The sequence below is a fragment of the Mesorhizobium sp. LEGMi-168a genome (genome assembly GCF_058312955.1).
This window is the reverse complement of record NZ_JBZEGV010000036.1, coordinates 1-23,658: the sequence shown is the minus strand read 5'-3', so window position 1 is coordinate 23,658 and position 23,658 is coordinate 1. Positions and strand designations below refer to the sequence as shown.

Annotated in this window: 32 protein-coding genes, 1 other RNA gene and 1 pseudogene; 17 read left to right on the top strand and 17 right to left on the bottom strand. The window is 62.7% G+C overall.

The features are described 5' to 3' along the window. The first annotated feature begins 1 nt into the window (after position 1). Together AC4FWB_RS30125 and AC4FWB_RS30120 are read left to right on the top strand one after the other, a co-directional pair. Positions 2-1,030, top strand: a complete 1,029-nt coding sequence (locus tag AC4FWB_RS30125) for a peptidoglycan -binding protein (RefSeq protein WP_491029866.1) — start codon at positions 2-4, stop codon at positions 1,028-1,030. Between the two features lie 354 nt (positions 1,031-1,384). After that, positions 1,385-1,810, top strand: a complete 426-nt coding sequence (locus AC4FWB_RS30120) for a hypothetical protein (RefSeq protein ID WP_491029865.1) — start codon at positions 1,385-1,387, stop codon at positions 1,808-1,810. A 65-nt stretch (positions 1,811-1,875) separates the two neighbouring features. Here AC4FWB_RS30120 and AC4FWB_RS30115 read toward each other — a convergent pair whose 3' ends face one another. Beyond that, on the bottom strand, positions 1,876-2,229 hold the full coding sequence (locus AC4FWB_RS30115; protein ID WP_491029864.1) for a DUF1304 domain-containing protein: 354 nt from the start codon (positions 2,227-2,229) through the stop codon (positions 1,876-1,878). Between the two features lie 148 nt (positions 2,230-2,377). Here AC4FWB_RS30115 and AC4FWB_RS30110 point away from each other — a divergent pair, with 148 nt between their 5' ends. From AC4FWB_RS30110 to AC4FWB_RS30100, 3 genes are all read left to right on the top strand, one after another. Further along, complete coding sequence (locus AC4FWB_RS30110; protein WP_491029863.1) at positions 2,378-3,859, top strand: carboxypeptidase M32; 1,482 nt, start codon at positions 2,378-2,380, stop codon at positions 3,857-3,859. Positions 3,860-3,930: 71 nt separating this feature from the next. After that, positions 3,931-4,212 carry a hypothetical protein gene (locus AC4FWB_RS30105; protein ID WP_491029862.1) on the top strand — a complete coding sequence of 94 codons (282 nt, stop codon included), beginning with the start codon at positions 3,931-3,933 and terminating at the stop codon, positions 4,210-4,212. Beyond that, positions 4,209-4,640 carry a type II toxin-antitoxin system VapC family toxin gene (locus AC4FWB_RS30100; RefSeq protein ID WP_491029861.1) on the top strand — a complete coding sequence of 144 codons (432 nt, stop codon included), beginning with the start codon at positions 4,209-4,211 and terminating at the stop codon, positions 4,638-4,640. The genes AC4FWB_RS30105 and AC4FWB_RS30100 overlap by 4 nt, the downstream gene beginning before the upstream one ends. An 8-nt stretch (positions 4,641-4,648) precedes the next feature. Here the strand turns inward: AC4FWB_RS30100 and AC4FWB_RS30095 are convergent, their stop codons facing one another. Beyond that, positions 4,649-6,451 (bottom strand): ABC transporter transmembrane domain-containing protein, encoded by a 1,803-nt coding sequence (locus AC4FWB_RS30095; RefSeq protein WP_491029860.1) that lies wholly within the window; start codon positions 6,449-6,451, stop codon positions 4,649-4,651. Between the two features lie 205 nt (positions 6,452-6,656). Between AC4FWB_RS30095 and rpmE the strand changes: the two genes are divergently transcribed. Further along, positions 6,657-6,878: a 50S ribosomal protein L31 gene (gene rpmE, locus AC4FWB_RS30090; protein WP_040974396.1), complete on the top strand. Its 222-nt coding sequence runs from the start codon at positions 6,657-6,659 to the stop codon at positions 6,876-6,878. A 303-nt stretch (positions 6,879-7,181) separates the two neighbouring features. Here rpmE and AC4FWB_RS30085 read toward each other — a convergent pair whose 3' ends face one another. Continuing rightward, positions 7,182-7,823 (bottom strand): TetR/AcrR family transcriptional regulator, encoded by a 642-nt coding sequence (locus AC4FWB_RS30085; RefSeq protein ID WP_491029859.1) that lies wholly within the window; start codon positions 7,821-7,823, stop codon positions 7,182-7,184. A 130-nt stretch (positions 7,824-7,953) separates the two neighbouring features. Between AC4FWB_RS30085 and AC4FWB_RS30080 the strand changes: the two genes are divergently transcribed. Next, positions 7,954-8,430, top strand: coding sequence for an anthrone oxygenase family protein (locus tag AC4FWB_RS30080; protein WP_491029858.1), 477 nt, complete (start codon positions 7,954-7,956; stop codon positions 8,428-8,430). Between the two features lie 32 nt (positions 8,431-8,462). Here the strand turns inward: AC4FWB_RS30080 and AC4FWB_RS30075 are convergent, their stop codons facing one another. The 4 genes from AC4FWB_RS30075 to AC4FWB_RS30060 all read right to left on the bottom strand — a co-directional run bounded on the left by AC4FWB_RS30075 (position 8,463) and on the right by AC4FWB_RS30060 (position 10,942). After that, a complete protein-coding gene (locus tag AC4FWB_RS30075; RefSeq protein WP_491029899.1) occupies positions 8,463-8,768 on the bottom strand; it encodes an Rdx family protein in 306 nt (101 codons plus the stop codon). Between the two features lie 2 nt (positions 8,769-8,770). Next, a complete protein-coding gene (locus AC4FWB_RS30070; RefSeq protein WP_491029857.1) occupies positions 8,771-9,556 on the bottom strand; it encodes an RDD family protein in 786 nt (261 codons plus the stop codon). A gap of 91 nt (positions 9,557-9,647) precedes the next feature. Next, the gene (locus AC4FWB_RS30065) at positions 9,648-10,397 is read right to left on the bottom strand and encodes a YebC/PmpR family DNA-binding transcriptional regulator (RefSeq protein WP_491029856.1); all 750 of its coding nucleotides are present in this window, start codon (positions 10,395-10,397) and stop codon (positions 9,648-9,650) included. A 221-nt stretch (positions 10,398-10,618) separates the two neighbouring features. Further along, on the bottom strand, positions 10,619-10,942 hold the full coding sequence (locus tag AC4FWB_RS30060) for an ArsR/SmtB family transcription factor (protein WP_491029855.1): 324 nt from the start codon (positions 10,940-10,942) through the stop codon (positions 10,619-10,621). A gap of 51 nt (positions 10,943-10,993) precedes the next feature. Between AC4FWB_RS30060 and AC4FWB_RS30055 the strand changes: the two genes are divergently transcribed. The 3 genes from AC4FWB_RS30055 to AC4FWB_RS30045 all read left to right on the top strand — a co-directional run bounded on the left by AC4FWB_RS30055 (position 10,994) and on the right by AC4FWB_RS30045 (position 12,373). Continuing rightward, complete coding sequence (locus AC4FWB_RS30055; RefSeq protein WP_491029854.1) at positions 10,994-11,476, top strand: SRPBCC domain-containing protein; 483 nt, start codon at positions 10,994-10,996, stop codon at positions 11,474-11,476. Between the two features lie 89 nt (positions 11,477-11,565). Beyond that, entirely contained in the window at positions 11,566-11,895 is a 330-nt protein-coding gene (locus AC4FWB_RS30050; RefSeq protein ID WP_491029853.1) for a VOC family protein, read from the top strand. 19 nt (positions 11,896-11,914) lie between these two features. Next, positions 11,915-12,373, top strand: coding sequence for an SRPBCC family protein (locus AC4FWB_RS30045; protein ID WP_491029852.1), 459 nt, complete (start codon positions 11,915-11,917; stop codon positions 12,371-12,373). Here AC4FWB_RS30045 and AC4FWB_RS30040 read toward each other — a convergent pair. The 6 genes and pseudogenes from AC4FWB_RS30040 to ssrS form a co-directional block, all read right to left on the bottom strand. Then, positions 12,370-13,134 (bottom strand): TerC family protein, encoded by a 765-nt coding sequence (locus AC4FWB_RS30040; RefSeq protein ID WP_491029851.1) that lies wholly within the window; start codon positions 13,132-13,134, stop codon positions 12,370-12,372. The genes AC4FWB_RS30045 and AC4FWB_RS30040 overlap by 4 nt on opposite strands. Positions 13,135-13,311: 177 nt before the next feature. Beyond that, a complete protein-coding gene (locus AC4FWB_RS30035; protein WP_491029850.1) occupies positions 13,312-14,136 on the bottom strand; it encodes a TIGR00282 family metallophosphoesterase in 825 nt (274 codons plus the stop codon). Then, positions 14,133-14,414: a helix-turn-helix domain-containing protein gene (locus AC4FWB_RS30030; RefSeq protein WP_491029898.1), complete on the bottom strand. Its 282-nt coding sequence runs from the start codon at positions 14,412-14,414 to the stop codon at positions 14,133-14,135. The genes AC4FWB_RS30035 and AC4FWB_RS30030 overlap by 4 nt, the downstream gene beginning before the upstream one ends. Positions 14,415-14,468: 54 nt before the next feature. Next, positions 14,469-14,699: pseudogene (locus AC4FWB_RS30025) on the bottom strand (BrnT family toxin); the annotation flags it as partial. A gap of 46 nt (positions 14,700-14,745) precedes the next feature. Beyond that, positions 14,746-15,324: a 5-formyltetrahydrofolate cyclo-ligase gene (locus tag AC4FWB_RS30020; protein WP_491029849.1), complete on the bottom strand. Its 579-nt coding sequence runs from the start codon at positions 15,322-15,324 to the stop codon at positions 14,746-14,748. Positions 15,325-15,406: 82 nt separating this feature from the next. Next, a non-coding RNA gene (gene ssrS / locus AC4FWB_RS30015) (6S RNA) lies at positions 15,407-15,561 on the bottom strand. A gap of 138 nt (positions 15,562-15,699) precedes the next feature. On the opposite strand from ssrS, the gene AC4FWB_RS30010 reads away from it, so the two are divergent. Beyond that, the gene (locus AC4FWB_RS30010) at positions 15,700-16,539 is read left to right on the top strand and encodes an AAA family ATPase (RefSeq protein WP_491029848.1); all 840 of its coding nucleotides are present in this window, start codon (positions 15,700-15,702) and stop codon (positions 16,537-16,539) included. A 16-nt stretch (positions 16,540-16,555) separates the two neighbouring features. Here AC4FWB_RS30010 and AC4FWB_RS30005 read toward each other — a convergent pair whose 3' ends face one another. Beyond that, positions 16,556-18,109, bottom strand: coding sequence for an MFS transporter (locus tag AC4FWB_RS30005; protein ID WP_491029847.1), 1,554 nt, complete (start codon positions 18,107-18,109; stop codon positions 16,556-16,558). A 138-nt stretch (positions 18,110-18,247) separates the two neighbouring features. On the opposite strand from AC4FWB_RS30005, the gene AC4FWB_RS30000 reads away from it, so the two are divergent. From AC4FWB_RS30000 to msrB, 6 genes are all read left to right on the top strand, one after another. Next, on the top strand, positions 18,248-19,111 hold the full coding sequence (locus AC4FWB_RS30000) for a LysR family transcriptional regulator (protein ID WP_491029846.1): 864 nt from the start codon (positions 18,248-18,250) through the stop codon (positions 19,109-19,111). A gap of 60 nt (positions 19,112-19,171) precedes the next feature. Next, positions 19,172-19,618, top strand: coding sequence for a GNAT family N-acetyltransferase (locus tag AC4FWB_RS29995; RefSeq protein WP_491029845.1), 447 nt, complete (start codon positions 19,172-19,174; stop codon positions 19,616-19,618). A gap of 61 nt (positions 19,619-19,679) precedes the next feature. Then, a complete protein-coding gene (locus AC4FWB_RS29990) occupies positions 19,680-19,874 on the top strand; it encodes a type II toxin-antitoxin system HicA family toxin (protein WP_491029844.1) in 195 nt (64 codons plus the stop codon). A gap of 10 nt (positions 19,875-19,884) precedes the next feature. Continuing rightward, positions 19,885-20,289 (top strand): type II toxin-antitoxin system HicB family antitoxin, encoded by a 405-nt coding sequence (locus AC4FWB_RS29985; protein ID WP_491029843.1) that lies wholly within the window; start codon positions 19,885-19,887, stop codon positions 20,287-20,289. Positions 20,290-20,296: 7 nt separating this feature from the next. Then, positions 20,297-21,487 (top strand): vWA domain-containing protein, encoded by a 1,191-nt coding sequence (locus tag AC4FWB_RS29980; RefSeq protein ID WP_491029842.1) that lies wholly within the window; start codon positions 20,297-20,299, stop codon positions 21,485-21,487. 96 nt (positions 21,488-21,583) lie between these two features. Then, on the top strand, positions 21,584-21,988 hold the full coding sequence (msrB, locus tag AC4FWB_RS29975; RefSeq protein ID WP_491029841.1) for a peptide-methionine (R)-S-oxide reductase MsrB: 405 nt from the start codon (positions 21,584-21,586) through the stop codon (positions 21,986-21,988). Positions 21,989-22,056: 68 nt separating this feature from the next. On the opposite strand, the gene AC4FWB_RS29970 is transcribed toward msrB, so the two are convergent. The 3 genes from AC4FWB_RS29970 to AC4FWB_RS29960 all read right to left on the bottom strand — a co-directional run bounded on the left by AC4FWB_RS29970 (position 22,057) and on the right by AC4FWB_RS29960 (position 23,332). Further along, positions 22,057-22,356 carry a hypothetical protein gene (locus tag AC4FWB_RS29970; protein WP_491029840.1) on the bottom strand — a complete coding sequence of 100 codons (300 nt, stop codon included), beginning with the start codon at positions 22,354-22,356 and terminating at the stop codon, positions 22,057-22,059. Positions 22,357-22,363: 7 nt separating this feature from the next. After that, complete coding sequence (locus tag AC4FWB_RS29965) at positions 22,364-22,804, bottom strand: hypothetical protein (RefSeq protein ID WP_491029839.1); 441 nt, start codon at positions 22,802-22,804, stop codon at positions 22,364-22,366. 267 nt (positions 22,805-23,071) lie between these two features. Then, positions 23,072-23,332: a DUF2312 domain-containing protein gene (locus tag AC4FWB_RS29960; RefSeq protein ID WP_040974416.1), complete on the bottom strand. Its 261-nt coding sequence runs from the start codon at positions 23,330-23,332 to the stop codon at positions 23,072-23,074. Positions 23,333-23,658: the final 326 nt, after the last annotated feature.

Genomic DNA, 23,658 nt, shown 5'->3' with positions numbered 1-23,658 from the left:
CGTGGCGCTGGCAAGACGGCGCGCCGATCGCCGCATCGACTACTGGCCGGGCTTCGTCGACGCGCTGTCGACGCTGCTTTTGGCGATCATGTTCCTGTTGACCGTGTTCGTGCTGGCGCAGTTCCTGCTCAGCCGAGAGATTTCCGGCAAGGACACGGTGCTCAACCGCCTCAACTCGCAGATCAACGAGCTGACGCAGTTGCTGGCGCTGGAGCGCTCGAACAGCCAGGACAAGGAAGATACGCTCGCCAACCTGCAGGCCTCGCTGTCGGCGGCGGAAGCGGAAAAGAGCCGCCTTCAGCAATTGCTCGACCAAGGCGCCGGCGCCGGCGACGCGGCCAACAAGCGCGCCTCGGCTCTTTCGGGCGAGCTCGACAACCAGCGCCAGATCAGCCAGCAGGCGCTGAGCCAGGTCGAGATCCTCAACCAGCAGATCGCGGCGCTGCGCAAGCAGATCGGCGCGCTGGAGGACGCGCTCAACGTCTCCGAGCAGCGCGATCGCGACTCCAACACCAAGATCGCCGATCTCGGCCGCCGGTTGAACGTGGCGCTGGCGCAGCGAGTCCAGGAGCTCAACCGCTACCGCTCCGATTTCTTCGGCCGGCTGCGCGAGATCCTCGCCGACCGCGAGAACATCCGCATCGTCGGCGACCGCTTCGTCTTCCAGTCGGAAGTGCTGTTTCCCACCGGCTCCGAGGTGATCAACGATGCCGGCAAGGTCGAGATGAAGAAGCTCGCCGATGCCATCATCGAATTGCAGAAGGAAATCCCACCCGAGATCAGCTGGGTGCTGCGCGTCGACGGCCACACCGACAACAAGCCGCTGTCGGGAACCGGCCGCTATCGCGACAACTGGGAGCTTTCGACGGCGCGCGCGACCTCGGTGGTGAAATTCCTGATCGAGAATGGCGTGCCGGCCAACCGGCTGGTCGCCGCCGGCTTCGGCGAGTTCCAGCCGCTCGATCCGGCCGACACGGATGAGGCGCGCAGCAAGAACCGCCGCATTGAGCTGAAGCTCACCGAACGTTGATTTAAAGCATGTCTCCCGAAAGTGGGAACCGGTCTCGGGACAAAAACATGCGTAGAATCAAAAACCTAGAGCGCATGGAGTGAACCCGAAAGATCGCGACGCGCTTTAAGATCACGCGAAGTCACGCGAATTTGTTCGCCGGCTCAACTCTAGGGCGCATAACCCCGGCGGCAAGGCCTGAAAACATTATCTTTTTTTAATTACCCACGGCAATTTGGCGCTCCTAATTTGCCGCGCAGGGCCGGGGACCGCCGGCGATGCCTCCCATCGCGACGCGACGGAACCGGACGGCCCAAGAAGGTCGGAAGGCGGAGCGGATGGCCGCTCCCTTCCCCAGCTGGAGGATGCGCCGTCATGCGCGCTTCGACATCTCTCAAGACTGCAACCCTCGCCGCGATTCTGATCGCCGCCCCGCTCGCCGGCGCCTACGCCGCCGGGCATCACAAGGGCGCCCTCGACGCCACCGATCCAACCGATTTCACTGGACCGCGCGTGGCCAGCCTGATCCAGCAGATCCAGGGCGTCGACCAAGGCGTCAGGGATGCGCGGGAAGCGAACACCATCTCGGCCGTCGAGGCGCAGCAGCTGCATATGCGCGCCGCGCACATCAGCCAGGCCGCCGAGAAGGTCGCCGCCTTGGATCACGGCAGGATTCCGGCGACGCTGTATCACGACCTGCTGCGCCGTCTCGACCATGTCGACCAGAAGCTGATGGTCGACACCGGCAGCGGCTTCCTGATGGGCGACGGCGCCGACGGCGGCCATTACCCGAACGGCTGAAGTTCTTCGGAGGAAGGGACCACCTGGCGCCCGCGGGTCCTGGCCCCAAGGGCGCCCTTTTTCGATCACCAGCCTAGCCAAACCGCGACGATGGCGAGTACCGCCGGCACCGTCTGGATGAACAATATCTTCCGGCCGACGGTCGCCGCGCCGTAAAGGCCGGCGATGGCAACGCAAAGCAGGAAGAAGATCTTGATCTGGAATCCGCCGGCGCCGAGATAGAGGCCCCAGATCAGGCCCGCCGCGAGAAAGCCGTTATAGAGCCCCTGGTTCGCGGCGAGCACTTTTGAAGCGCTGGCAAAGTCCGGCTTGAGGTTGAACGCCTGGTGGCCGCGCGGCGTGTCCCACAGCACCATCTCCAGATAAACGATGTAGCAGTGGATCAGCGCCACCAGCCCGGTCAGGATATTGCCGATCATTGTCCCCTCCAGCTTTCTGTTCCCTGCATTGATCACTGAGCGCCGCTGCAAGGCAAGACCGGCTGCTCTGCCGCTGGCCGATCAGGGTTGCCAAGCTCGATGCGTTGGTATCTTTTCGCGCCAGCCCATTTGCAGCCGGAATCCATCCATGTCCTTCCAGAAACTCGACCAACTCGGCCACAAGCTCGAAGCGCTGGAGCATGCGCTGGCCATCCTTGGCGCCGACGAGGCGACCCACATGGCGGTCGGCGGCGGCGAGAAGCGCGCCGAGGCGACGTCGGTGCTTGCCGGCATGCTGCACGCCCAGGCGACCGCGCCGGAGATCGGCGACTGGATCGCCGCCGCCGAAGCCGAGCCGCTGAACGACGAGCAGCAGGCGGCGGTGAGGGAGCTGCGCCGGCAATACACCAATCTCACCTGCCTGCCGGTCGAATTCGTCGAGCGCCAGACGACGGCGCGCATGCGCTCCGAGCAACTCTGGCGCGACCTGCGCGCCAAGAACGACTGGGCGGGCTTCCTGCCGGCGCTGGAAGGTGTCGTGGCGCTGGTGCGGGAAGAGGCGGCCTTGCGTGCCGACGCGCTCGGCCTCGCTGCCTATGACACGCTGATGGAGCAGTACGATCCAGGCAACCGCGCCGCCGACATCACGCCGGTGTTTGCCGAGCTGAAAGCCTTTCTGAAGGACTTCCTGCCGCACGCGCTGGCCGTGCAGGATGCGCGGCTGGCCAAGCATCCGCTGAAGCCGCTTTCCGGCAGCTACGCCATCGACAGGCAGCGCGAGCTCGGCCTTGCCATGATGGCGGCGGTCGGCTTCGACCTCACCCACGGTTCGCTGTCGGTATCGCACCATCCCTTTTGCGGCGGCGTGCCGAGCGATGTACGCATCACCACCCGCTACAAGACCTCCGACTTCCTGTCGGCGCTGATGGGCGTGCTGCACGAGACCGGCCATGCGCTTTACGAGCAGAACCTGCCGAAAACCTGGTCGCACTGGCCGCTCGGCAAGGCGCGCGGCATGGCTGTGCATGAGAGCCAGAGCCTGTTCGTCGAGAAGCAGATCGGCCGCAACCCCACCTTCTGGCGCTGGGCGTTGCCGGTGGTCGAAAAACATCTCGGTGAAACCTGGTCGCTCGACGCCATCCTGCCGCATGTCCACCATGTGAAACGCGGCCTGATCCGCGTCGACGCCGACGAGGTGACCTATCCGCTGCATGTCATCCTGCGCTACGAGCTCGAGCAGGAGCTCGTCGCCGGCCGGCTGGAGGCCGTCGACCTGCCGGAGGCATGGGACGCCAAGATGCGCGACTATCTTGGACTGTCGACCATCGACAACCCGGCCGACGGACCGATGCAGGACGTGCACTGGCCGGGCGCCGCCTTCGGCTATTTCCCGTCCTATACGCTGGGCGCCATGATGGCGGCGCAGCAATGGGCAGCCTTGACCAGGGAGCATCCGTCCGCGGACGAGGACCTCGCCAAGGGCGATTTCGGCGCTATCAATGACTGGCGCCGCAAGCGGATTTGGTCGCAGGGCTCGCGCTGGTCGACGCCGGACCTGCTCGAGCGCGCCACCGGCGAGAAGCTCAACGCCGCCTACTTCACCGAACATCTAAGGAGGCGCTACGGATAACGCCGACAGCGCATAATTTGATTTTCATACTCCAAAAGCATACATTTTCGTATGAAATAGGGGAACACACTATGGGAATTCCAGTTTCGAAAGAACGTGCCACCTTTTCCATCGCAGCGGACATAAAGAGCCGGCTTGAGGACGAAGTGCCGAAAAGCGAAAGGTCACGTTTCGTAGAGAAGGCAATCGATCAGGCGTTGCGTGCAGTTGCCGTGAACCGTCTTAAAAGAATGCTGGATGAATTGCCGCGCAATTCCAGCGCCAAAGGCGAAAGCACCACCGATTTTCTACGCGCCCAGCGCATGAAATGGGATGGTCGGCCGCTCGATGTTCTCAGGGGCGGCAAGAAATGATCGTCGTCGATGCTTCGGTTTTCGTGAAGCTTTTTAAGCAAGAAGAAGACAGCGAGGCCGCGCGCAACTTGGTCGACCGCATGTTGGAGCAGGGACAGGGCTTTCTCGCTCCGTCAGTGGTGCTGTATGAGGCTCTTTCAGCTGCTTTGCATGTCGAATTGCCGCTCACCATGGTTGGCCAGCTCTTCGATCAATTTCGAGAATTGGGGCTGGCGATCGAAGAACCGACCACGCAGGACTTGGCAATAGCCGAGAAAATCGCGACGTCAGCCACACCCGGCAACGGTTATCCTACTCTATTCGACAGTATCTATCACGCGATGGCACTTGAACGCGGCGGCATTTTTGTCACCGCCGACCAGCGTCACCTTACCAAGGCCGCGCAGTTTGGCAGCGTCATGCTGCTTGCGGACTGGCAAGCCGGCTGACGTCTCCTTCATTCCGCCGCGCCTTTGAAAGCGCTGGCTCCCGTCTCGAATTGCAGCTTGGCGAGCCGCGCATAGGTGCCGCCCTTGGCGACCAGGCTCTGATGCGTGCCTTCCTCGACGATGCGCCCCGCTTCCATGACCAGGATCCGGTCGGCCTTGAGCACTGTCGCCAGCCGGTGGGCGATGACGATGGTGGTGCGGCCGCGCATCAGGTGCTCAAGAGCCGTCTGCACCAGCGTCTCGCTTTCGGCGTCGAGCGCCGAGGTCGCCTCGTCGAGCAAGAGGATCGGCGCGTCGCGCAGGATGGCGCGGGCGATCGCGATGCGCTGGCGTTGGCCGCCGGACAGCGTCACGCCGCGCTCGCCGACCTGGCTGTCATAGCCCTTTTCGAGCCTGGCGACGAATTCATCGGCAAGCGCCGCCTTCGCCGCCGCCTCGATCTCGGCATCGCTGGCGCCCGGCCGGCCGAAGCCGATATTGTCGCGGACGCTCGCCGCGAAGATGGTGACGTCCTGCGGCACGATGGCGATGCGCTTGCGGATCGCGGCAGGATCGGCCTCGCGCACGTCGACGCCGTCGATGACGATGCGGCCGCTTTCCGGATCGTAGAAGCGCAGGATCAGCGAAAAGACGGTGCTCTTTCCCGCGCCCGACGGCCCGACGATCGCTACCGTCTCGCCGGGCTTCACCTGGAAGCTCAAACCGTGCACGGCGGCTCTATCCGGCCGCGCCGGATAGGAGAAGGAAACGTCGTCGAAGCTGATGGCGCCCTTGGCCTTTGCCGGCAGCGGCTGCGGATCGGCGGGCGATTGGATGGCTGGCCGCTCGGCGAGGATCTCGGTCAGCCGCTCGGCGGCGCCGGCGGCCTGCGACAGCTCGCTCCACACTTCCGACAGCGCGCCGAGCGCGCCGGCGGCGAACACCGAATAGAGCAGGAACTGGCCGAGCGTGCCCGCCGACATCGTGCCGGCAAGCACGTCGCGCGAGCCGAACCACAGCACCGCCACCACCGAGGAGAAGATCATGAAGATGGCGAAGAAGGTGAGGAAGGAGCGGGCAAAGACCGACGTGCGCGCCGCCTCGAAGGCGGCCTCCACGGCGGCCGAGAAGCGGCCCGTCACCAGCTTTTCGTTGGTGAAGGCCTGCAGCGTGCGCACGGCGCCGATCTGTTCGCTGGCATAGGCGGTGGCCTCCGCAAGCGTGTCCTGGGCCATGCGCGACTTGCGCCGCACCGAGCGGCCGAAGGCGACCAGCGGCAGCACGATCAGCGGGATGGCTGCAATGACCAGGCCGGAGAGTTTCGGACTGGTGAAGACCATCATCGCCAAGGCGCCGAGGCCGAGGATGAGGTTGCGCAGCGCGACCGACGCCGTGGCGCCGACCGCCGACTTTACTTGTGTCGTATCAGCGGCAAGCCGCGACACGATCTCGCCCGAATGCGCCTTGTCGAAAAAGGCCGGCGAAAGCGTCGTGACATGCGAAAAGACGTCGCGGCGGATGTCGGCGACGACCCGCTCGCCGAGCGTGATGACGAAATAGTAGCGGCTGGCAGACGCCGCCGCGAGCAAGGCCGCCATCAGAACCAGCGCGGCGAAATACTCGGCGATGAAGGTGGAGCCCGACGCCTGGAAGCCGTGATCGATCATGCGCCGCACGGCCATCGGCAGGGCCAGCGTCGTCGCCGCCGCCACGATCAGCGAGATGATGGCGCCGACCGCCAGTTTCCGGTAACGCGCAATATAGGGGAAAAGGCTTCTGAGCGGCCGGACCGAGCGCCTGCGCTCGTCTCCACTGACACCAATATCCGCCATGAGCGTTTCCTTTGGCCGCTTGCCGGTCATGCGCTTCAATATGCGCCTGCCGCGGCCTTGTGATTCAATTCCGGCTGATGTATAGGCTCGCCGACCGTTTTAGAAGCCGTGGCTTTTCATTAGCTGCGGCTTCGAGTTTTAAAAAGGGGCGCATCGACGCAGGCCATGGGCCCGTCACCAGCGCCGGCAAGCCAGGAACACGACAATGAAGGCCGATATCCATCCCGACTACCACACCATCAAGGTCGTCATGACCGACGGCACCGAGTACCTGACCCGCTCCACCTGGGGCAAGGAAGGCGACACGATGAACCTCGACATCGATCCGACCACGCACCCGGCCTGGACCGGCGGCCAGCAGACCCTGCTCGACCGCGGCGGCCGCCTGTCGAAGTTCAAGAAGCGTTTCGAAGGTTTCGGCCTCTAAGCCGGATACGCTTTGTCGCAGATCAAAAACCCGCCTTCGAGGCGGGTTTTTTGTTGGCCACAAATTCCTTCTCCCCGTTTACGGGGAGAAGGTGCCCGAAGGGCGGATGAGGGGCAGCGCCTGCGTCGGAGCGGACCAGAGAAATTCGGTGACAGTGCACTTTTTGACGACGCCAATGTCATAGGCTCGCGCTGCCCCTCACCTGCCTGCCGGCATCCTCTCCCCGTATAGTGACGGGGAGAGGAGCGCTCTCGGCGACGGTTTCGCAAATCGCCAACGCCGCGGAGGAGGGATCCGCTCTCCCTATTCACCCACCAACTCCCTCAACGCCATGCGCTTGTAAGCCGCGACCAGCCTGTCGCCCTCTTCCCGATCGACCGATATCGCCAGCCGCATGGCGGTCTCGCCCATCTGCCAGACGAGGAGCGCCGTCGTCTCCAGCGCGACCGGATCGACGCCGGGGCGTAGGCGCTTCAGCACCGCGACCAGGAATTCGGCATTGGCCCGGCTGTCGGCGAGTTCCAGTTCGCGCAGCGCCTTGTCGGCCTGCGTGCCTGACCAGATGTCGCGCATCACCGGCTCGGCCAGGAACAGCCGGTAGTAGATATCGACCAGTTCCGAAAACGCCTGCTTCAGAGCTTCAGCGTCGCCGACATCCTTCAGCGCTGAGGCAATGCAGGCCTGGCTTTCGGCGGTGTAGCGCTCAGCCAGGGCCCAGACGATCGCACGCTTGTCCGGAAAAAACTGGTAGAGCGAGCCGATCGACACCCCTGCCCGTTCCGCCACTTCGCCCATGCGCATGGCGTCACTGCCCTGCTCGGCAATCAGCGCCGAGGCGGCGGCAAGCATGCGCTCGACCCGCTCGCGGCTGCGCTGCTGGCTTGGAGACCGGCGCGGTGAAGCAATGGCGGCCGGCTCGGCCTTCGCAGCGGTTTTGTCTTCCATGGCTCTCCCCGGGGCGATTTTTCGAAAACTGGCTTGACTCGAAAAATACGAGGGTTTATCACGTTTTGCAAATGCGAGGATTACTCACATTTATCGGAACGAACGAAATCGACAATCTGGAGCAACCGACATGATGAAACTTCTTCCCACCCTCACCTTCGTCGCCGCGATCGGCTCCGGCGTCGTCGGCGGCGTCTTCTTCGCCTTCTCGAATTTCGTCATGGCGGCCCTTGCCCGGCTACCCGTCCCAAGCGGCATCGCCGCGATGAATTCGATCAACATCACGGTGATCACGCCGACCTTCATGACCGCGCTTTTCGGCACCGGCCTCATCTGCCTCGTGCTGATTGCCGCCGTTCTTCTGGGCTGGAGCCAGTCAGGCTCATACTGGCTGCTTGCCGGCGCCGTGATCTATTTCATCGGCAATCCGATCGTGACCATGGTCTTCAACGTGCCGCTCAACGACGCGCTCGCCGCCGTCGATCCTGCGAGCGCCAACGGCGCCGCCGTGTGGGCGAACCATCTGAGCCAGTGGGTAATGTGGAACCACGTCCGCACCATCACTGCGATCGTGTCGATGGCCTGCTTCATGATGGCTTTGATCTGAAGACAGCATTCTGCAATGCAACAGACCCCGCCTCAGGCGGGGTCTGTCTTCTTGTGCGTTTTGCGGTCGGCATGACCGAGGTCGCGGTCCGGGTCGATGACGTCGCGGACGAGTTGCTTCAGCTTCGCCGCGTCCGGAAAACCGCCGTCGCGCTTGCGCTCCCAGATAAGTTGGTCGTTGCAGGAAATGGTGAAGATGCCGCCGGTGCCCGGCACCAATGTCACCTCGCCGAGATCGGTGCCGAAGGTCGAGAGCAGTTCCTGCGCCATCCATCCCGCGCGCAAGAGCCAGTGGCATTGCGTGCAGTAGGTGATGACGATCCGAGGCTTTTCCAACAGGGTTATTCCTGAGTCTCGCTGACGCGGACGGTTGTGTCGGCAACCCGATCGTGTATCGGCTCATTGCCCGAGGCTATCGACAACCCGATCCAGACCGGCCAGATCAAAGCTAAGGCAAGCGCGGCGAACGCGCATACAATTTCCACCTTGGAATAGCTCGGCACAAGCCCCGGAATGCTCCTCCAAGTCTGGAAAGCAAACGAGGCCCCCGTCAGTGTAACGGGGACGACGCCGAGAAACTTGATCACTTGTCGACGAAACGCTTTTTGCACGGACAGGCCGGTTCTATGCCAATCGTACTCGTCATGCACGACAAGCGACAGAACGCGCTTACCGACGGACTGGCCCGACGCCACCTCCATAACAAGCAGATAGATCGCCAGAATGGGCAATTCGAGGAAACCCAGATCCAGTGCCGCTGGTCGAAAATTCCCTTTCAGATCGAGGTCGAGTGAAACGTCCGGGGCCGCTCCCGATTGAGTATCCTTGGCTGTGCCGACTGCCCATTCTGCGACCGGAAAGCCGAGGAGAGATGTTTTGCAAACCTGCCAATTGTAGGCTTCAAGCGATGGGCTTCCGTGCACCGTAGCGGAGCTACATATTCTCCAGTTGAGCCAGAAGTGGCCTTTCATTCCACCGTCGGTCAGCAGAAACAACCCTGTTACCAACGAATAGACTGGTATCAGCACAACAAGATAGTCGATTAGCGAGGCGAAAAATCGTCGCCAAAAGCCAGCGCGGCGAGGCCAATTTACCGCGTCGGCAAGTTCAAGCCCTTCGTCAGTCATCTCCCCTCCCGTCGATAACTGACGATCTATACTTTAGAGAGGGCGCCCTATGGTATCGGTCTAAGCATCAGCCGTGCGACGTTTCCACAACTCACGCCGCGCTGAGCTTGGCCATCGTCTCGTCGTCGACCTCGAAATTGGCGTAGACGCTCTGCACGTCGTCGTCGTCCTCGAGGGTGGCGACCAGCTTCATCAGCGACTGCGCCCGCTCTTCGTCGACCGGGACGTTGTTCTGCGGCCGCCAGATCGGCTTCACCGATTCCGCCTCGCCGAGCGAGGCTTCCAGCGACTTCGACACCTCGCCGAGATTTTCGAAGCCGGAATAGATGGTGTGGCCTTCCTCGTCCGACTCCACGTCGTCGGCGCCGGCCTCGATTGCGGCTTCCATCACCTTGTCGGCGCTGCCGGCAGCGGCCGGATAGTAGATCTCGCCGATGCGGTCCCACATGAAGGACACCGAGCCGGTTTCGCCGAGCGCCCCGCCGGCCTTGGTGAAGGCGGCGCGCACATTCGACGCCGAGCGGTTGCGGTTGTCGGTCAGCGCCTCGACGATCAGCGCCACGCCGCCCGGGCCGTAGCCTTCGTAGCGCACGGCCTCGTAGTTTTCACCGTCGCCGGCGGAAGCCTTGTTGATGGCGCGCTGGATGTTGTCCTTCGGCATCGACACCGCCTTGGCGTTCTGCACCGCAAGGCGCAGCCGCGGGTTCATCGCCGGGTCCGGCGTACCGGTCTTGGCGGCGACGGTGATTTCGCGCGCCAGCTTGGAAAACATTTTCGACCGCACCGCGTCCTGGCGGCCCTTGCGGTGCATGATGTTCTTGAACTGTGAATGGCCAGCCATGGCACCCCTGTCGTGTTCGGCTAGAGCATTTTCGGCCAGGAGCGACCACCCGGCATCGGCAAATGCTCGAATTCAAAATTTCAGAACGCTGCAAGCATGCCCGCGAAGGCATACGGCGTCTCTGTCGGAATGGCCGGCTTATAGATAAATCGGCTCAATTCGTCCAGCCGCGCCGTCGAGCCGGCGCGGCAGCCGCCGGGCACAGCCCGCATGGCAGGGAATTATCCCTCCAGATCCGATTTGAGCCGGTCGAGGATACTGATGGCGTGGCCAGCATATTGGCTGATCCAGCGATCGTGGATCTGCCTGATCGGCAGCGCGTTGAGATGGTTCCAGCGCTCGCGCCCTTCGCGCCGCGCCACGACCAGATCGGCCTCTTCGAGCACTTTGAGATGCATCATCACCGTGCAGCGGTCCATGTCCGGGAAAGCCTCGCAGAGCGCGCCCGTGGTCTGCGGCTGATCTTTCAGCCGATCCAGCAATTCGCGCCGGCGCGGATGCGCCAAGGCCTTGAAAACATGGTCGTCCGAGGTTTGAGTTGACATGTTATATTTATATAACATGTCGTTTCAAGCAGCAAGGAAGGAGCTGTGGATATGTCTCTTGGATTCAGGATTTCCGGGCGCATCGGCAAACCGGTGGCCGAGGTCTTCGACGCCGTGGTCAACCCGACGAAGCTCAGCGGCTACTTCACCACCATCGGCGGCGCTTCCGCGCCTCTGGTCGCCGGCACCACCGTGACCTGGTGGAAGACCGTGCCTGTCGAGGTCGACGAGGTGACGAAGGACAAGCGCATCGTGCTGCGCTGGGACGCGACCGACGCCGAGGGCAAGCCGGCCTACAAGACCCGCATCGAGATGAATTTCGAGCCATTGGATGACGGTGCCACCTTCGTCACCATCGCCGAGGAGGGCTGGCGCGAAGGCGAGGTCGGCCTGAAGAAATCCTACCTCAATTGCGAAGGCTGGTCGCAGATGCTGGCCTGCATGAAGGCCTATCTCGAATACGGCATCAATCTGCGCGACGGCTACTATCGCAGCGAGCTGCGGGGCGAGCCGGCCAACGAGACCAACATCTGAGCCCCAACGTCAGAGCAAAGGAGGCCGGTCGTGAAAGTAACGCCGTTCCTGATGTTCGAAGGCCGGGCCGAAGAGGCCATGGCCCTCTATTGCGAGACAATCCCGGAGACCGCGTCGTCGACGTCACGCGCTACGGTCCGGGCGAGGATGGCCCCGGGGGAACCGTCAAGCTGGCCCGGGCGTCCATTGGCGGCCAGGAGGTGATGATCTTCAACAGTCCGGTGCATCACGCCTTCACCTTCACGCCGTCGGTCTCGCTTTTCGTCGACTGTTCGTCCGAAGGGGAGCTCGAGCGCATTGTCGAAGCGCTGTCGAAGGACGGCGCGTTTCTGATGCCGACCGGCAATTACGGATTCAGCCGCCGTTTCGCCTGGCTCAACGACCGGTTTGGCGTCTCCTGGCAGATCAACCTGCCCTGACCAATTTCAGGAGGATCCAGTGGAACTCAAAGAAGCCCCGACCGCCAAAACCGCCATGCTGATCCGCCGGCCGGTTGCCGAAGTCTTCGAGGCCATCGCCGACCCGGCGATCACCACGAAATTCTGGTTCACGCATTCAAGCGGCCGGCTGGATGACGGCAAGCCGGTTGATTGGGAGTGGCGGATCTACGGCGTCTCGACCAGGGTCGAGGTCAGCGAGATCGTTCGCAACGAAAAGATCGTCATGCAATGGGGCGACCCGCCGACCACCGTGGTCTGGACTTTCACCCGGATGCCGGGCGACACGACTTTTCTGGAAGTCCGCAATTTCGGCTTCGCCGGCTCCGGCGACGAGCAGTCCAAACAGGCGATCGACTCGACCGGCGGCTTCGCGCTGGTGCTCGCCGGCGCCAAGGCGTGGCTGGAACAAGGTCTGACGCTCGGCCTGATCGGCGACCGGCATCCAAAGGGCCTTTAGTGCCCGCCGCCGGACCTTTGCTTCTTGCGGTGGCGCGCCAGCATGTTGAGGCCTTCGACCAGCGCGGAAAAACCCATGGCGGCGTAGATGTAGCCCTTGGGCACATGGTAGCCCATGCCGTCGGCGATCAGCGTCATGCCGATCATCAGCAGGAAGCCCAGCGCCAGCATGACGATTGTGGGGTTCTTGGCGATGAAATTGGCGAGCGGCGTCGCCGCCATCATCATCACGCTTACCGCGACGATCACCGCGATATACATGATGACGATCTCGTCGGTCATGCCGACGGCGGTGATGATGGAATCGATCGAGAAGACGAGGTCCAGCAGCAGGATCTGGAAGATCGCGCCGGCCAGGCTCAACTGCAGCGTGCCCACCATCGTGTCCTGATGGTCCTGCGGATCGACCGTGTGATGGATTTCCTTGGTCGCCTTCCAGACCAGGAACAGGCCGCCGGCGATCAGGATCAGGTCGCGCCAGGAAAAGCCGTGCCCGAGCGCCGTGAACACCGGCGCCGTCAGCTGCACGATGATCGAGATGGTCGCGAGCAGCACCAGGCGCATGATCAGCGCCGCCGAGATGCCCAATCTGCGCGCACGGCCCCGCTGCGCTTCCGGCAGCTTATTCGTGAGGATCGAGATGAAGATCAGATTGTCGATGCCGAGCACCACCTCCAGCACCACCAGCGTCAGCAGTGCGATCCACGCGGTCGGATCGGAAACGAAGGCGAAATGCGGCGCCAGGAATTCGACAAGCTGCATGAAGGTCGTCCCCTCTACGATCCAAAGCATGTCGCCCAAAAGTGCGTCGCGGTTTTTGGGATCACGACATGCTCAACCAACAAAATCAAAAGCGCGTCGCATAAGATCAGGTCGAAAGCGGCGCGCTTTTGAAGCAGTTTCGTCGCCAGTTAGGTGCTGGCCTCGCTCATATCAATGTCACGACCAGAAGGACGGCGCCGTTTCCTCCAGCCGCGGCCCGCGACGAAACGGCGCGATTTTCTCGGCAAGCCCGGTACGGTCGGAAATCTCGACGCCGATGCCGCACAGCGTCGCCGGTCCGCTCGCCGCCTCGAAACGGCCTTTCGGCACTTTCGACAGGAAGCGGTTGAGCGGTTCTTCCTTGTCCATGCCGAGCGAAGAATCATAGTCGCCACACATGCCGGCGTCCGAGATATAGGCGGTGCCGCCATTGAGGATCTGATGATCGGCGGTCGGCTGGTGCGTATGCGTGCCGACCACAAGGCTGGCGCGGCCGTCGACAAAATGCGCGAAGCACATTTTTTCCGAGGTCGCCTCAGCGTGGAAATCGATCACCACTGCGTCGGCCTGCTCGCCGAGCGGACAGGCGGCAAGCTCGCGCTCGCCGGCCTGGAACGGATCGTCGAGCTCGGGATGCATGAAGACGCGCCCCATGATGTTGGCGACCAGCACCCGCGCGCCGTTCCTTGCGATGTAGACGCCGGAGCCGCGCCCCGGCGTGCCCTTGGGAAAGTTGGAGGGGCGCAGGAAGCGCTCCTCGCGCGGCGCGAAGATCAAGGCGTCGCGCTGGTCCCAGACATGATTGCCGGTGGTGACGACGTCAGCGCCCGCCGCGAGCGTCTCGCGAAAGATCTCCTCGGTGATACCGAAGCCGCCGGCGGCGTTCTCGCCGTTGACGATGACGAAGTCGAGCTTGAAGTCGGAAATCAGCCCGGGCAGCTGTTCCCACACCGCCGTGCGTCCAGTTTTTCCGACCATGTCGCCGAGGAAAAGAAGTCTCATGCGGCGTTGCGCGTGCCGAGCGCCCGCGACACCGTTTCCGGTACCTTGGCGATAACACGCAGATAGGCCTGCGCCGCCTGATCCGGCTCGGTTCTGCCTTGCTCCCAGTCTCTCAGGGTGCCGAGCGGAATGAGATAGCGGACCGAAAACTCCTCTTGAGTGAGATGCAGGGCCCGGCGGATCACCTTTACGCGCGCAACAGGCGTCAGTCGATCCTTGCTGATGGGAGGATTGTCCTGATCATCCAAAGCGCCAGCTTCGGCCTCCGCGTCGCTCATTGCGCGCAGGCGAGCCCAATCGGTTTCAGATGCCTTGGCGTGCTTCGTCATATGCTTTCTGCTCATCAGTCTTATTCGGTCGCCACGTTCGGTATAAATCACTGTCAGGACCACGCCGTTGATAACTCCGATGCCAATGAAGCGCTCTTCCTCGTAGTCCATGGAGCGATCGACATAGTGAAGCCCATGAATGTCATCGAACAGACGCTTGGCATCGGAAAACGCCACACTGTGCTTGGCAAGATTGCTCGCGGCTTTGTCGTCGTCCCATTCGAATTCAAGCATGTTGCTCTACTGGATTTCAGTAGTATTCGACAGGTAGGCGCTTGCGTCAAGTGGCGAACCGGCGCAACCCGCTCTCGGTGAGTATTTCCGGGATGATCACGTCGTGGTTCTCGTCCGGCACCATCGGAACCTCCTGGCAGTCGAAGGCGATGCCGATCAGCCTGGGCATCAGGCCCTTGTCGGCCAGCCTGGAGATCGCCCGGTCGTAATAGCCGGCGCCATAGCCGATGCGATGGCCGCGCGCGTCGAAGGCGGCAAGCGGTATCAGCATCATTGACGGGTCGAGCACCTCCGCCTCGTCATGCGGCCCGACCGTACCGAAGCCCATCTCGACCATCGGCGCGCCGCGCACCAGCTCGCGGAAGACGATGGTGGTCTTGTCGAGGATCGCCGGCAGGCAAAGCCTGGCGCCCTTTTCGCGCAGCGCGAACATCAGCGGCCGCACGTCGACCTCCGAGCGCATCGGCCAGAAGCCGGAGACGATCTGCCCCGGCTCGACGGCGATCTGGTCGCGCGCCGTCTCGGCCATCTCGAGCGCGATCTCCACGCGCCAGAATTCGTCGAGCGCGTCGCGGCGTGCGAGCGCTTCCTTGCGCAGATGTTTTTTCAGGTCTTTCGAGATCATTCGACGACGGTAGAGATGGCCTGATCTGGGCGAAGTTGCAGGTGCGACGTTTTCTACCGCAAGAATCGCAAAATCGGGAGAGTGACGATCCACACAACCGGTGGAGAGGTCGATCCCGGGTGCCTACAAAGTAGGTGGGCGCCGTGTGAGAAAACCCACGGGTCTTCCCAGGGACAGCTCCCTAAGGATCGATAAGGCCCCGGGGATAAGTTCTCCTGCCGGGAAGCGCAGACCGCCAGCGCCAATATAAGCCGACGCCTGGGCAAGCGCCAGAGAAACGAAACGCGGAAACGAACGGCGGAAACGAGCGGCCGTTAAAGCTTGCGCGCATCCACACGGCTCCTTACGGTCCCCGCCGCACGGACAGGAGAAAAAATGCGTTTCGAAGGAACCGCGGCCTATGTTGCCGACAAGGATCTGATGGTGGCGGTCAACGCCGCGATCGCGCTGGAGCGGCCCTTGCTGGTCAAGGGCGAGCCCGGCACCGGCAAGACCGAGCTTGCCCGCCAGGTGGCGTCAGCGCTCGGGTTGGATTTCATCGAGTGGAACGTCAAGTCGACCACCAGGGCGCAACAGGGCCTTTACGAATATGACGCCGTCTCGCGGCTGCGCGACAGCCAGCTCGGCGACGACCGCTTCAACGACATCGCCAACTACATCAAGCGCGGCAAGCTCTGGGACGCCTTTGCGGCGCCGAAAAAGGTCGTGCTCCTGATCGACGAGATCGACAAGGCTGACATCGAATTCCCCAACGATCTCCTGCAGGAGCTCGATCGGATGGAGTTCTTCGTCTACGAGACCGGCGAGACCATTCGCGCCGCGTTCCGGCCGATCGTCATCATCACCTCGAACAACGAGAAGGAATTGCCGGACGCCTTTCTGCGCCGCTGCTTCTTCCACTATATCCGCTTTCCCGACATCGAGACGCTGCACCGCATCGTCGACGTGCACTATCCCGGCATCAAGCAGAACCTGGTGCGGGCCGCACTCACACAGTTCTACGAGATCCGCGACGTGCCGGGACTGAAGAAGAAACCCTCGACCTCCGAAGCGCTCGACTGGATCCGCTTGCTCGTCGCCGACGACATAGCGCCCGAGGACCTGCGCGCCGACCCGAAGAACGCGCTGCCGAAGCTGCATGGCGCGCTGTTGAAGAACGAGCAGGACGTGCACCTCTTCGAGCGCCTGGCCTTCATGGCGAGACGGCAGGGATAAGGTGCGTCCGACAACTTTACGGGCGGGCTTCCGCCGCGCTCCGGGCCGAGCCCTTCCCTTCCAAGGCAGCGCTGCTGGGACCGAAGATGAGGAAGCCGATGATCGAAAGAAGAATGACGCCGATCCCGCTGTAGAGCATGACCCAGCCAAAGCCGTTGACCAGGGCGGCGTGAACGATGGCGCCGGACGGATCGAGAGTGGCGAGCTTTGGCGAGACTTGCGTGAGGCCATCGAGATTTCCGCCGGCGATCCGTTCCGCCAACAAGCGCAGTTCGTCGCCATCGATGGCCGTGCCGAGTGCGTTTCTAAGGTGAGAAACGATCCCCTGCGTCAACAGCAGGCCGAGCACGGCGATGTTGATGGCTAAAGTGATCAGGCGCGCGCTGATATCGATGCCGGACGCCATGCCGGCGCGATCGGGCGACACCGATCCGGTCGTGGTGTTGGTGGTCGGCGAATTGGTGAGACCGATGCCGATGCCGGCGATCAGCGTGCCGGGCAGCATGGTCAGCCAGCTGGCGCCCTCGAGCCCGGAGCCGATCCGCATGGCGATGAAGCCGATCCCCAATGTCAGCAGTCCGAGCGGTACCGCGACCCGCGCCTGATAGCGGGCGCGCAGACGCTCGGCGACCGGTGGCATCAGCATGAAGGGAAGCGTGTAGGCGAGCAGCAGGAGGCCGGTCGTGGTGCTGTCGTAGCCGAGAACGCCGGAGAAATAGATCGGCAGATAGATGATGAACGGCCAGTAGCTGAAATTCATGCCGATGGCGCCCATGATCGCACCCGAGAACTGGCGGATGCGGAACACGGAGAAGTCGAACATCGGATAGGGACTTATCCTCTCCGCGAAAAGGAACGCGACGAAGGACGCCGCCGCCGCGATCGCCACCGCGATCAGGGTGTTGGAGCCGAGTTCCGCCCCTTGCGTGATCAGGTAGCTGAAGCCGAACACCGCAAGCGAGAGCGTGAGCATGCCGGCCCAATCAAGCCTCTGCGCACCGCTGTCGCGTGACTCCGTCACGCCCGCGGCAATGAAGGCCAGGGCAAGGACCGCAAGCGGCACATGGATCAGGAACACCCACTGCCAGTTCGAAAGCGTCACGATCAATCCGCCGATGGCGGGGCCAAAACCGAGTCCGATGCCTGAGACGACGCTCCAGGCGACGAAGGCCCTGCCGCGTTCGCGGCCGTCCTGAAACTGGTGCGACAGCACCGCGACGCTGCAGGTCAGCATCGCTCCGCCGGCGAGGCCTTGCAGGAAGCGCGCGACGATCAGCAGCGGCGCGCTTGGCGCCAGGCCGCACAGCAGGGAGGAAAGCCCGAACGCGACGGTCGTGGCCACCATCACCCGCTTGCGGCCGAAACGGTCGGCCAGTGTCCCCGTCGCCATCAGCACCGTCGTGCAGGCAATGGTGTAGGCGTTCATGATCCATTGCAGATCCTTGAAATTGGCTGCTAGCACGCTTTCCAGTTTCGGCAGGATCACCGGCACGCTGGAAATCTCGAGCCCGAACAGCAGCGAGGCCAGGCAAACGCCCGTAAGCGCGATGGTGTTTCGGTGAAACGTCATGTCGATCACTTTCAGTCTGAGCGTTGAGAGACGAGCGCCGGAGCTCTTCAACTGCGGTCAGCGTGAAATAGAGGAGCCTTGACCATGAAAAAAGGCTATGCACATCTATTTCAGAAATGACAAAATGGAATGAACGCTATGACCAGTCTTGATGTCGACGCCGTGCGGACATTCGTGATGGTGGCGGACCTGCAAAGCTTCACGCGCGCGGCAGCGGCACTCGGGAGCACCCAGGCGACGATCAGCGTCAAGTTGCGGCGGCTGGAGGAAAAGCTCGGCACGCGTTTGATCGAGCGAACCCCGCGCCGTGTCAGCCTTTCGGCAAGGGGAGCCGTCTTCCTGCCCGCAGCGCGCGAATTCCTTGCCGCTCATGAACGCGCCATGGCGGAGTTTTCCGCCGCACCCTGCCGGCTCGCACTCGGCTTTGTCGATCACGTCGCCGGGCCCAAGCTTTCCGTGCTTCTGGCACAGCTTCATGCGCATGATCCGTCGCTCGCGCTCAGCATGAAGATCGACACCTCCTCCCTGCTGGAGGAGGCTTTCGATCGCGGCGAGCTCGATGCGGTGATCGTTCACCGCGAAGGTGAAAGCCGCCGCGGCAAGGCGCTCTCGCGCACGCACTATGGCTGGTTCGCCGCGCCTGCATTCGAATGGCGGCGGGGGACGCCGCTGCGCCTCGCGCTGTTAAGCACCGTATGCACCTGTCCGGATCGTCTGCGAGCGGTGGAGGCGCTGGACAGGGCAGGCATCGCCTGGGATGAGGCTTTCCTCGGCGGCGGCGGCACCGCCGTCAACATTGCGGTGTCGGCGGGCTTCGCCGTTGCCGCGCTTGCCCATCGCGTCGTTCCCCCCGGCCTGATCGATGTCGGCCGCAAGCTCGGCCTGCCGCCAATCCCCTCTTCCGAGATCGTTCTGCATTCGCACGCCCTGGCGCCGCGGGCACGAGAGGCGCTCAACATGCTCACCAGCGCATTTCGCGAGTACAATTTGCCGCCAGGATGAGGCAAAGCTGTTGTTGGCCCTGATTCCGTTTAGAGGGCTCACGCTTCGGAGGAGAACAAAATGTCCGAGATCACCGTCCGCCCGCTCGCGCAGTCCGACCATACCGACTGGCGGCGGCTGTGGACCGCCTACCTCACCTTCTATGAAACCAAGCTGCCGGACGAGGTCTATGACGTTACCTGGAAGCGGCTGTTCACGACGGGCGAATTCGAGCCGAAAGGTTTTATCGCCACGCTCGACGGCAAGGCGGTCGGCCTGACCCATTACCTCTACCATCGCTCCTGCTGGTCGTTGGTCAACAACTGCTATCTGCAGGACCTGTTCGCCGACCCGCAAGTGCGCGGCAAGGGCGTCGGCGCTGCGCTGATCGAGGCGGTGAAGCAGGAAGCCGGCAAGATCGGCGTGAAGAACGTCTACTGGATGACACACGAAACCAACGCCACCGCACGCCGGCTCTACGACCATGTCGCGCGCCGCACGGGTTTCATCGAGTACGACCTGCTATAACCTGGTGAGTGGTTGAAATGCCCGAAATTGCGCAATATATTGCGCATAACCAGGAGGCGCGATGCCGCTGATAGAGACCAATACGCGCAAGATTGTCGCGAGGCTCTTGCGCGAAGGTTGGTTGAATGTCGGTGGCGGCAAACATGAAAAATATGGGCATCCGGAAAGGCCGGACCTTATGATCATTGTGCCTCGGCATCGCGAACAGTCTCCTGGTGTGGCGCGGTCGATCGCTCGACTTGCCGGATGGATTTGAGGACGAGCACATGACGCACTATGTCGGAATTCTCGATGGCGCCGACGATATCTGGGGCGTACGGGTACCCGATCTTCCCGGCTGCCACGGCGGCGGGGCAAATCCCGAGGAAGCAATCGCCGACGCGACGTCGGCCGTGCGCGAATGGGCTGAAGCCCGGACAGCAAAGCAGTTATCCATGCCTGCCCCTCGCACAATGACGGAATTGCTGAGATCTGGCGAAATCGACAGTACCGCCGGCGAGTCCGCGGTGATGATCCCCGTGCTGATCGATTCAGGGCGACCGGTCCGAGCCAATCTGTCACTCGACGCGGGTCTATTGGCGGCGATCGACGAAGAAGCGAGCCGCCGAGGCCTGACGCGCTCGGCCTTCATTGCAAGTGCCGCGCGAGAAAAGATCGAGGGGCACAGATAACAGCCCAATGTTCATCCCCTTCTTCCTCGAATTGAAAGCCGCGCGGGTTCCGGTTTCACTCAGGGAATACCTGTCGCTGCTGGAAGGCCTGGAAGCGGGGCTGGTCGACTATGACATCGAGGGTTTTTATTACCTCGCCCGCGCGGCCCTGGTGAAGGACGAGCGCCACATCGACCGCTTCGACCAGGTCTTTTCCCGTGTCTTCAAGGGCGTCGAGACGCTGGCCGGACCCGACGCTGTCGATGTCGCCAATATCCCCGAGGAATGGCTTCGTCGGCTTGCCGAAAAGCATCTGACCGACGAGGAGAAGAGACTGATCGAGGCGCTTGGCGGTTTCGACAGACTGATGGAAACCTTGAAGAAGCGGCTGGAGGAGCAGAAGGGTCGTCACCAGGGCGGCTCGAAATGGATCGGCACCGGCGGCACCTCGCCCTTCGGCGCCTATGGCTACAATCCGGAAGGCGTGCGCATCGGTCAGCTTGAAAGCCGCCATCGCCGCGCGGTGAAGGTGTGGGACAAGCGCGAATTCAAAAACTTCGACGACACCGTCGAGCTCGGCACCCGCAACATCAAAGTGGCGCTGAAGCGATTGCGCCGCTGGGTGCGCGAAGGTGCGGAGGAAGAGTTCGACCTGCCCGGCACCATCCACGCCACCGCCGAGCATGGCTATCTTGACGTCAAGACGCGGCCCGAGCGGCGCAACGCGGTAAAACTTCTGATGTTCTTCGATGTCGGCGGCTCGATGGACGACCATATCCGCGCCGTCGAGGAACTGTTCTCGGCCGCCCGCGCCGAATTCCGCCAGCTCGAATATTTCTACTTCCACAACTGCCTTTACGAGCGCGTCTGGAAGGACAACCGAAGGCGGCTTGCCGAGACGATCCCGACCTTCGATCTGCTGCACAAATACGGTCCGGACTACAAGGTGATCGTGGTCGGCGACGCCTCGATGAGCCCTTACGAGATCGCGCATCCCGGCGGCTCGGTCGAGCACTGGAATCCGGAGGCCGGCAGCGTCTGGCTCGGGCGGCTGTTGCAGCAATGGCCGAACGCGGTGTGGCTGAACCCGGAGGCCGAGAAGAACTGGCGCTACATCCACTCGACCGCCATGATCGGCGACATCTTCGGCGGCCGCATGTTCCCGTTGACATTGGCCGGGCTCGAAGCGGCGACAAAGCAGCTTTCACGCAAGCACTGACGATCCTTCGGACTGGGCAGGCCTGTAACAAATGCCTATGTTGGCGCGAATATGGCTTGCCAACCAACAACGAGCCGCCAAGGCCGAGGAGATTTCATGGACACCCACGCCTATCCCGTCACCCGCACCGATGCGGAGTGGCGTGCCCGGCTGACGCCGGAGCAATACGCCGTCATGCGCAACCACGGCACCGAACGTCCCGGCAGCTGCGCCCTGCTTTACGAAAAGCGCGCCGGCACCTTCTTCTGCGCCGGTTGCGACCAGCCTTTGTTCGAATCCAAGCTGAAGTTCGAGAGCGGCACCGGCTGGCCGAGCTTCAACGATCCGGTCCCGGGCTCGATCGAGACCACCGTCGACCGCAGCTACGGCATGGTCCGCACCGAATGCCACTGCTCGCGCTGCGGCAGCCATCTCGGCCATGTCTTCGAGGACGGCCCGCCGCCGACCGGCCTGCGCTACTGCATCAATGGCGTGGCGCTGCGCTTCGAGCCGGCGGCCTGAAACGGCGCCTGATCGATCTTTCCAAGGGCGGCTTCGGCCGCCCTTTTTGCGTGGTCAGACGCCGCGCCTCAAACAACGACCGTGGCGATCAACCAAAGCGCGGAGCCGAGCATCATCAGCGAAGCCTTGGCGCCGCCGGTCTTCTCCGCTGTCCGCCAGACGGCAAGGGCGAGAAAGATGTTGTAGGGGACGGCGAGGAAATGCACCGTCAGGACCAGCCAGAGCGGCAGCTTCAACCCGAGCAGCATCAGCGCCAGACCCGACGAGGCGATGTTGATCGCCGTGCCGACAAGCACCATGTCGCGCCAGAACAGCCGGTCGAGCGGCACATAGCCGTGCCAGCGCGAGCGGAAAAAGCCGGCAAGCATCTGTGGTCTACTCCTGCCTCAGGACTTCGGTCACGACATGTTCGAAGCGCGAGCATTCCGTCACCAGCCAGTCGGCCATGGCCGGCCAGTTGTCCTCGGCAAAACAGTTGACCCGCCACTGCGAGTTGATGCCGAGGTTTTGCGCGCTCTGCTCCGGCCTGAGCTTCAGCCGCGCCTCGATCGCCGGCTGGAACGGCTTCAGCCGCGTCCAGACTTGCGTTGCGCCGAGCTTCTCGTTGCGGCCGAAGAAAACGCCGACCACGTTCTCGCTGGGCGCGACATACATGGAAAGCACCAGGCTGAACTCCGGCAGCCCGCGCTGCCAGAACCAGGGCCCGCGCCGCGCCAGCCTGGCCCTTTCTTCCGGATGCCGTTCGGCGAACAGCACCCAGAAGCCGCGTTGACGGAACTCCGAGGCGCGGCGGCCGCCGAAGTCGAACTCACTCATGGCCGGATGCTCGCACATTCTGGCCGAGACTGTTTCGAAATTCGCTCTGGCGAGTCATATGGTGGTGGTTTCGAGAACCGGAGCGGAGCGGACATTTAGGTCCGTGGGCACGCACATGACCCCGAAATCGATCTCGATTTCGGAAAGGATCATGTGCAAAATCAAAGTGCTACAGCGTCCTTTGCGCGCCCGAAGGGCGCGCGGCGCTGTAGGAAGCGCAGAAAACGCCATCAGATGGCCGCCGGAGCGGGATTTCCAAACAGTCTCTTACACCATGCCGAGCGCGGCTTTGTAGAGATCAAGGATGGACTCCTCCTCCTGGCGCTCGGCCTGATCCTTCTTGCGCAGCCGGACGATGGTGCGGATCGCCTTGGTGTCGAAGCCGGTGCCCTTGGCCTCGGCGTAGACGTCCTTGATGTCGTCGGAAATCGTCTTCTTCTCTTCCTCGAGCCGCTCGATGCGCTCGATGATGGCGCGCAGCTGGCCGGCGGCTACAGTCTGGCTGGTCTCGGTGATCTCGTCGGCCATTTTTCTCTCCGCGTCGTTGACTTCCGGCCGACTCGCAAGGGAGGCCGGCAAATTCGAGCGGGTTCGATGCCCGAGCGAGCGCTGCGGGTCAAGCCGTTATTGGTGCGGCATGAAAGGCCGGGTTGCTGCCGAGGTCGGCACTGCCCCTCATTGTCCTGCCGGACATTTCTCCCCGTATAGTGACGGGGAGAAAGATGCTGTGTCCGAACCGGATAGATAGGTAACGGAATGGACCGATTGGATGGGTGACAGTTTTCTCGTTAGCCGGGAGGGACCGGCGATGGTTTGGCGAGAGACTGGCATCATGGATGAGCGGCTTCGTTTTG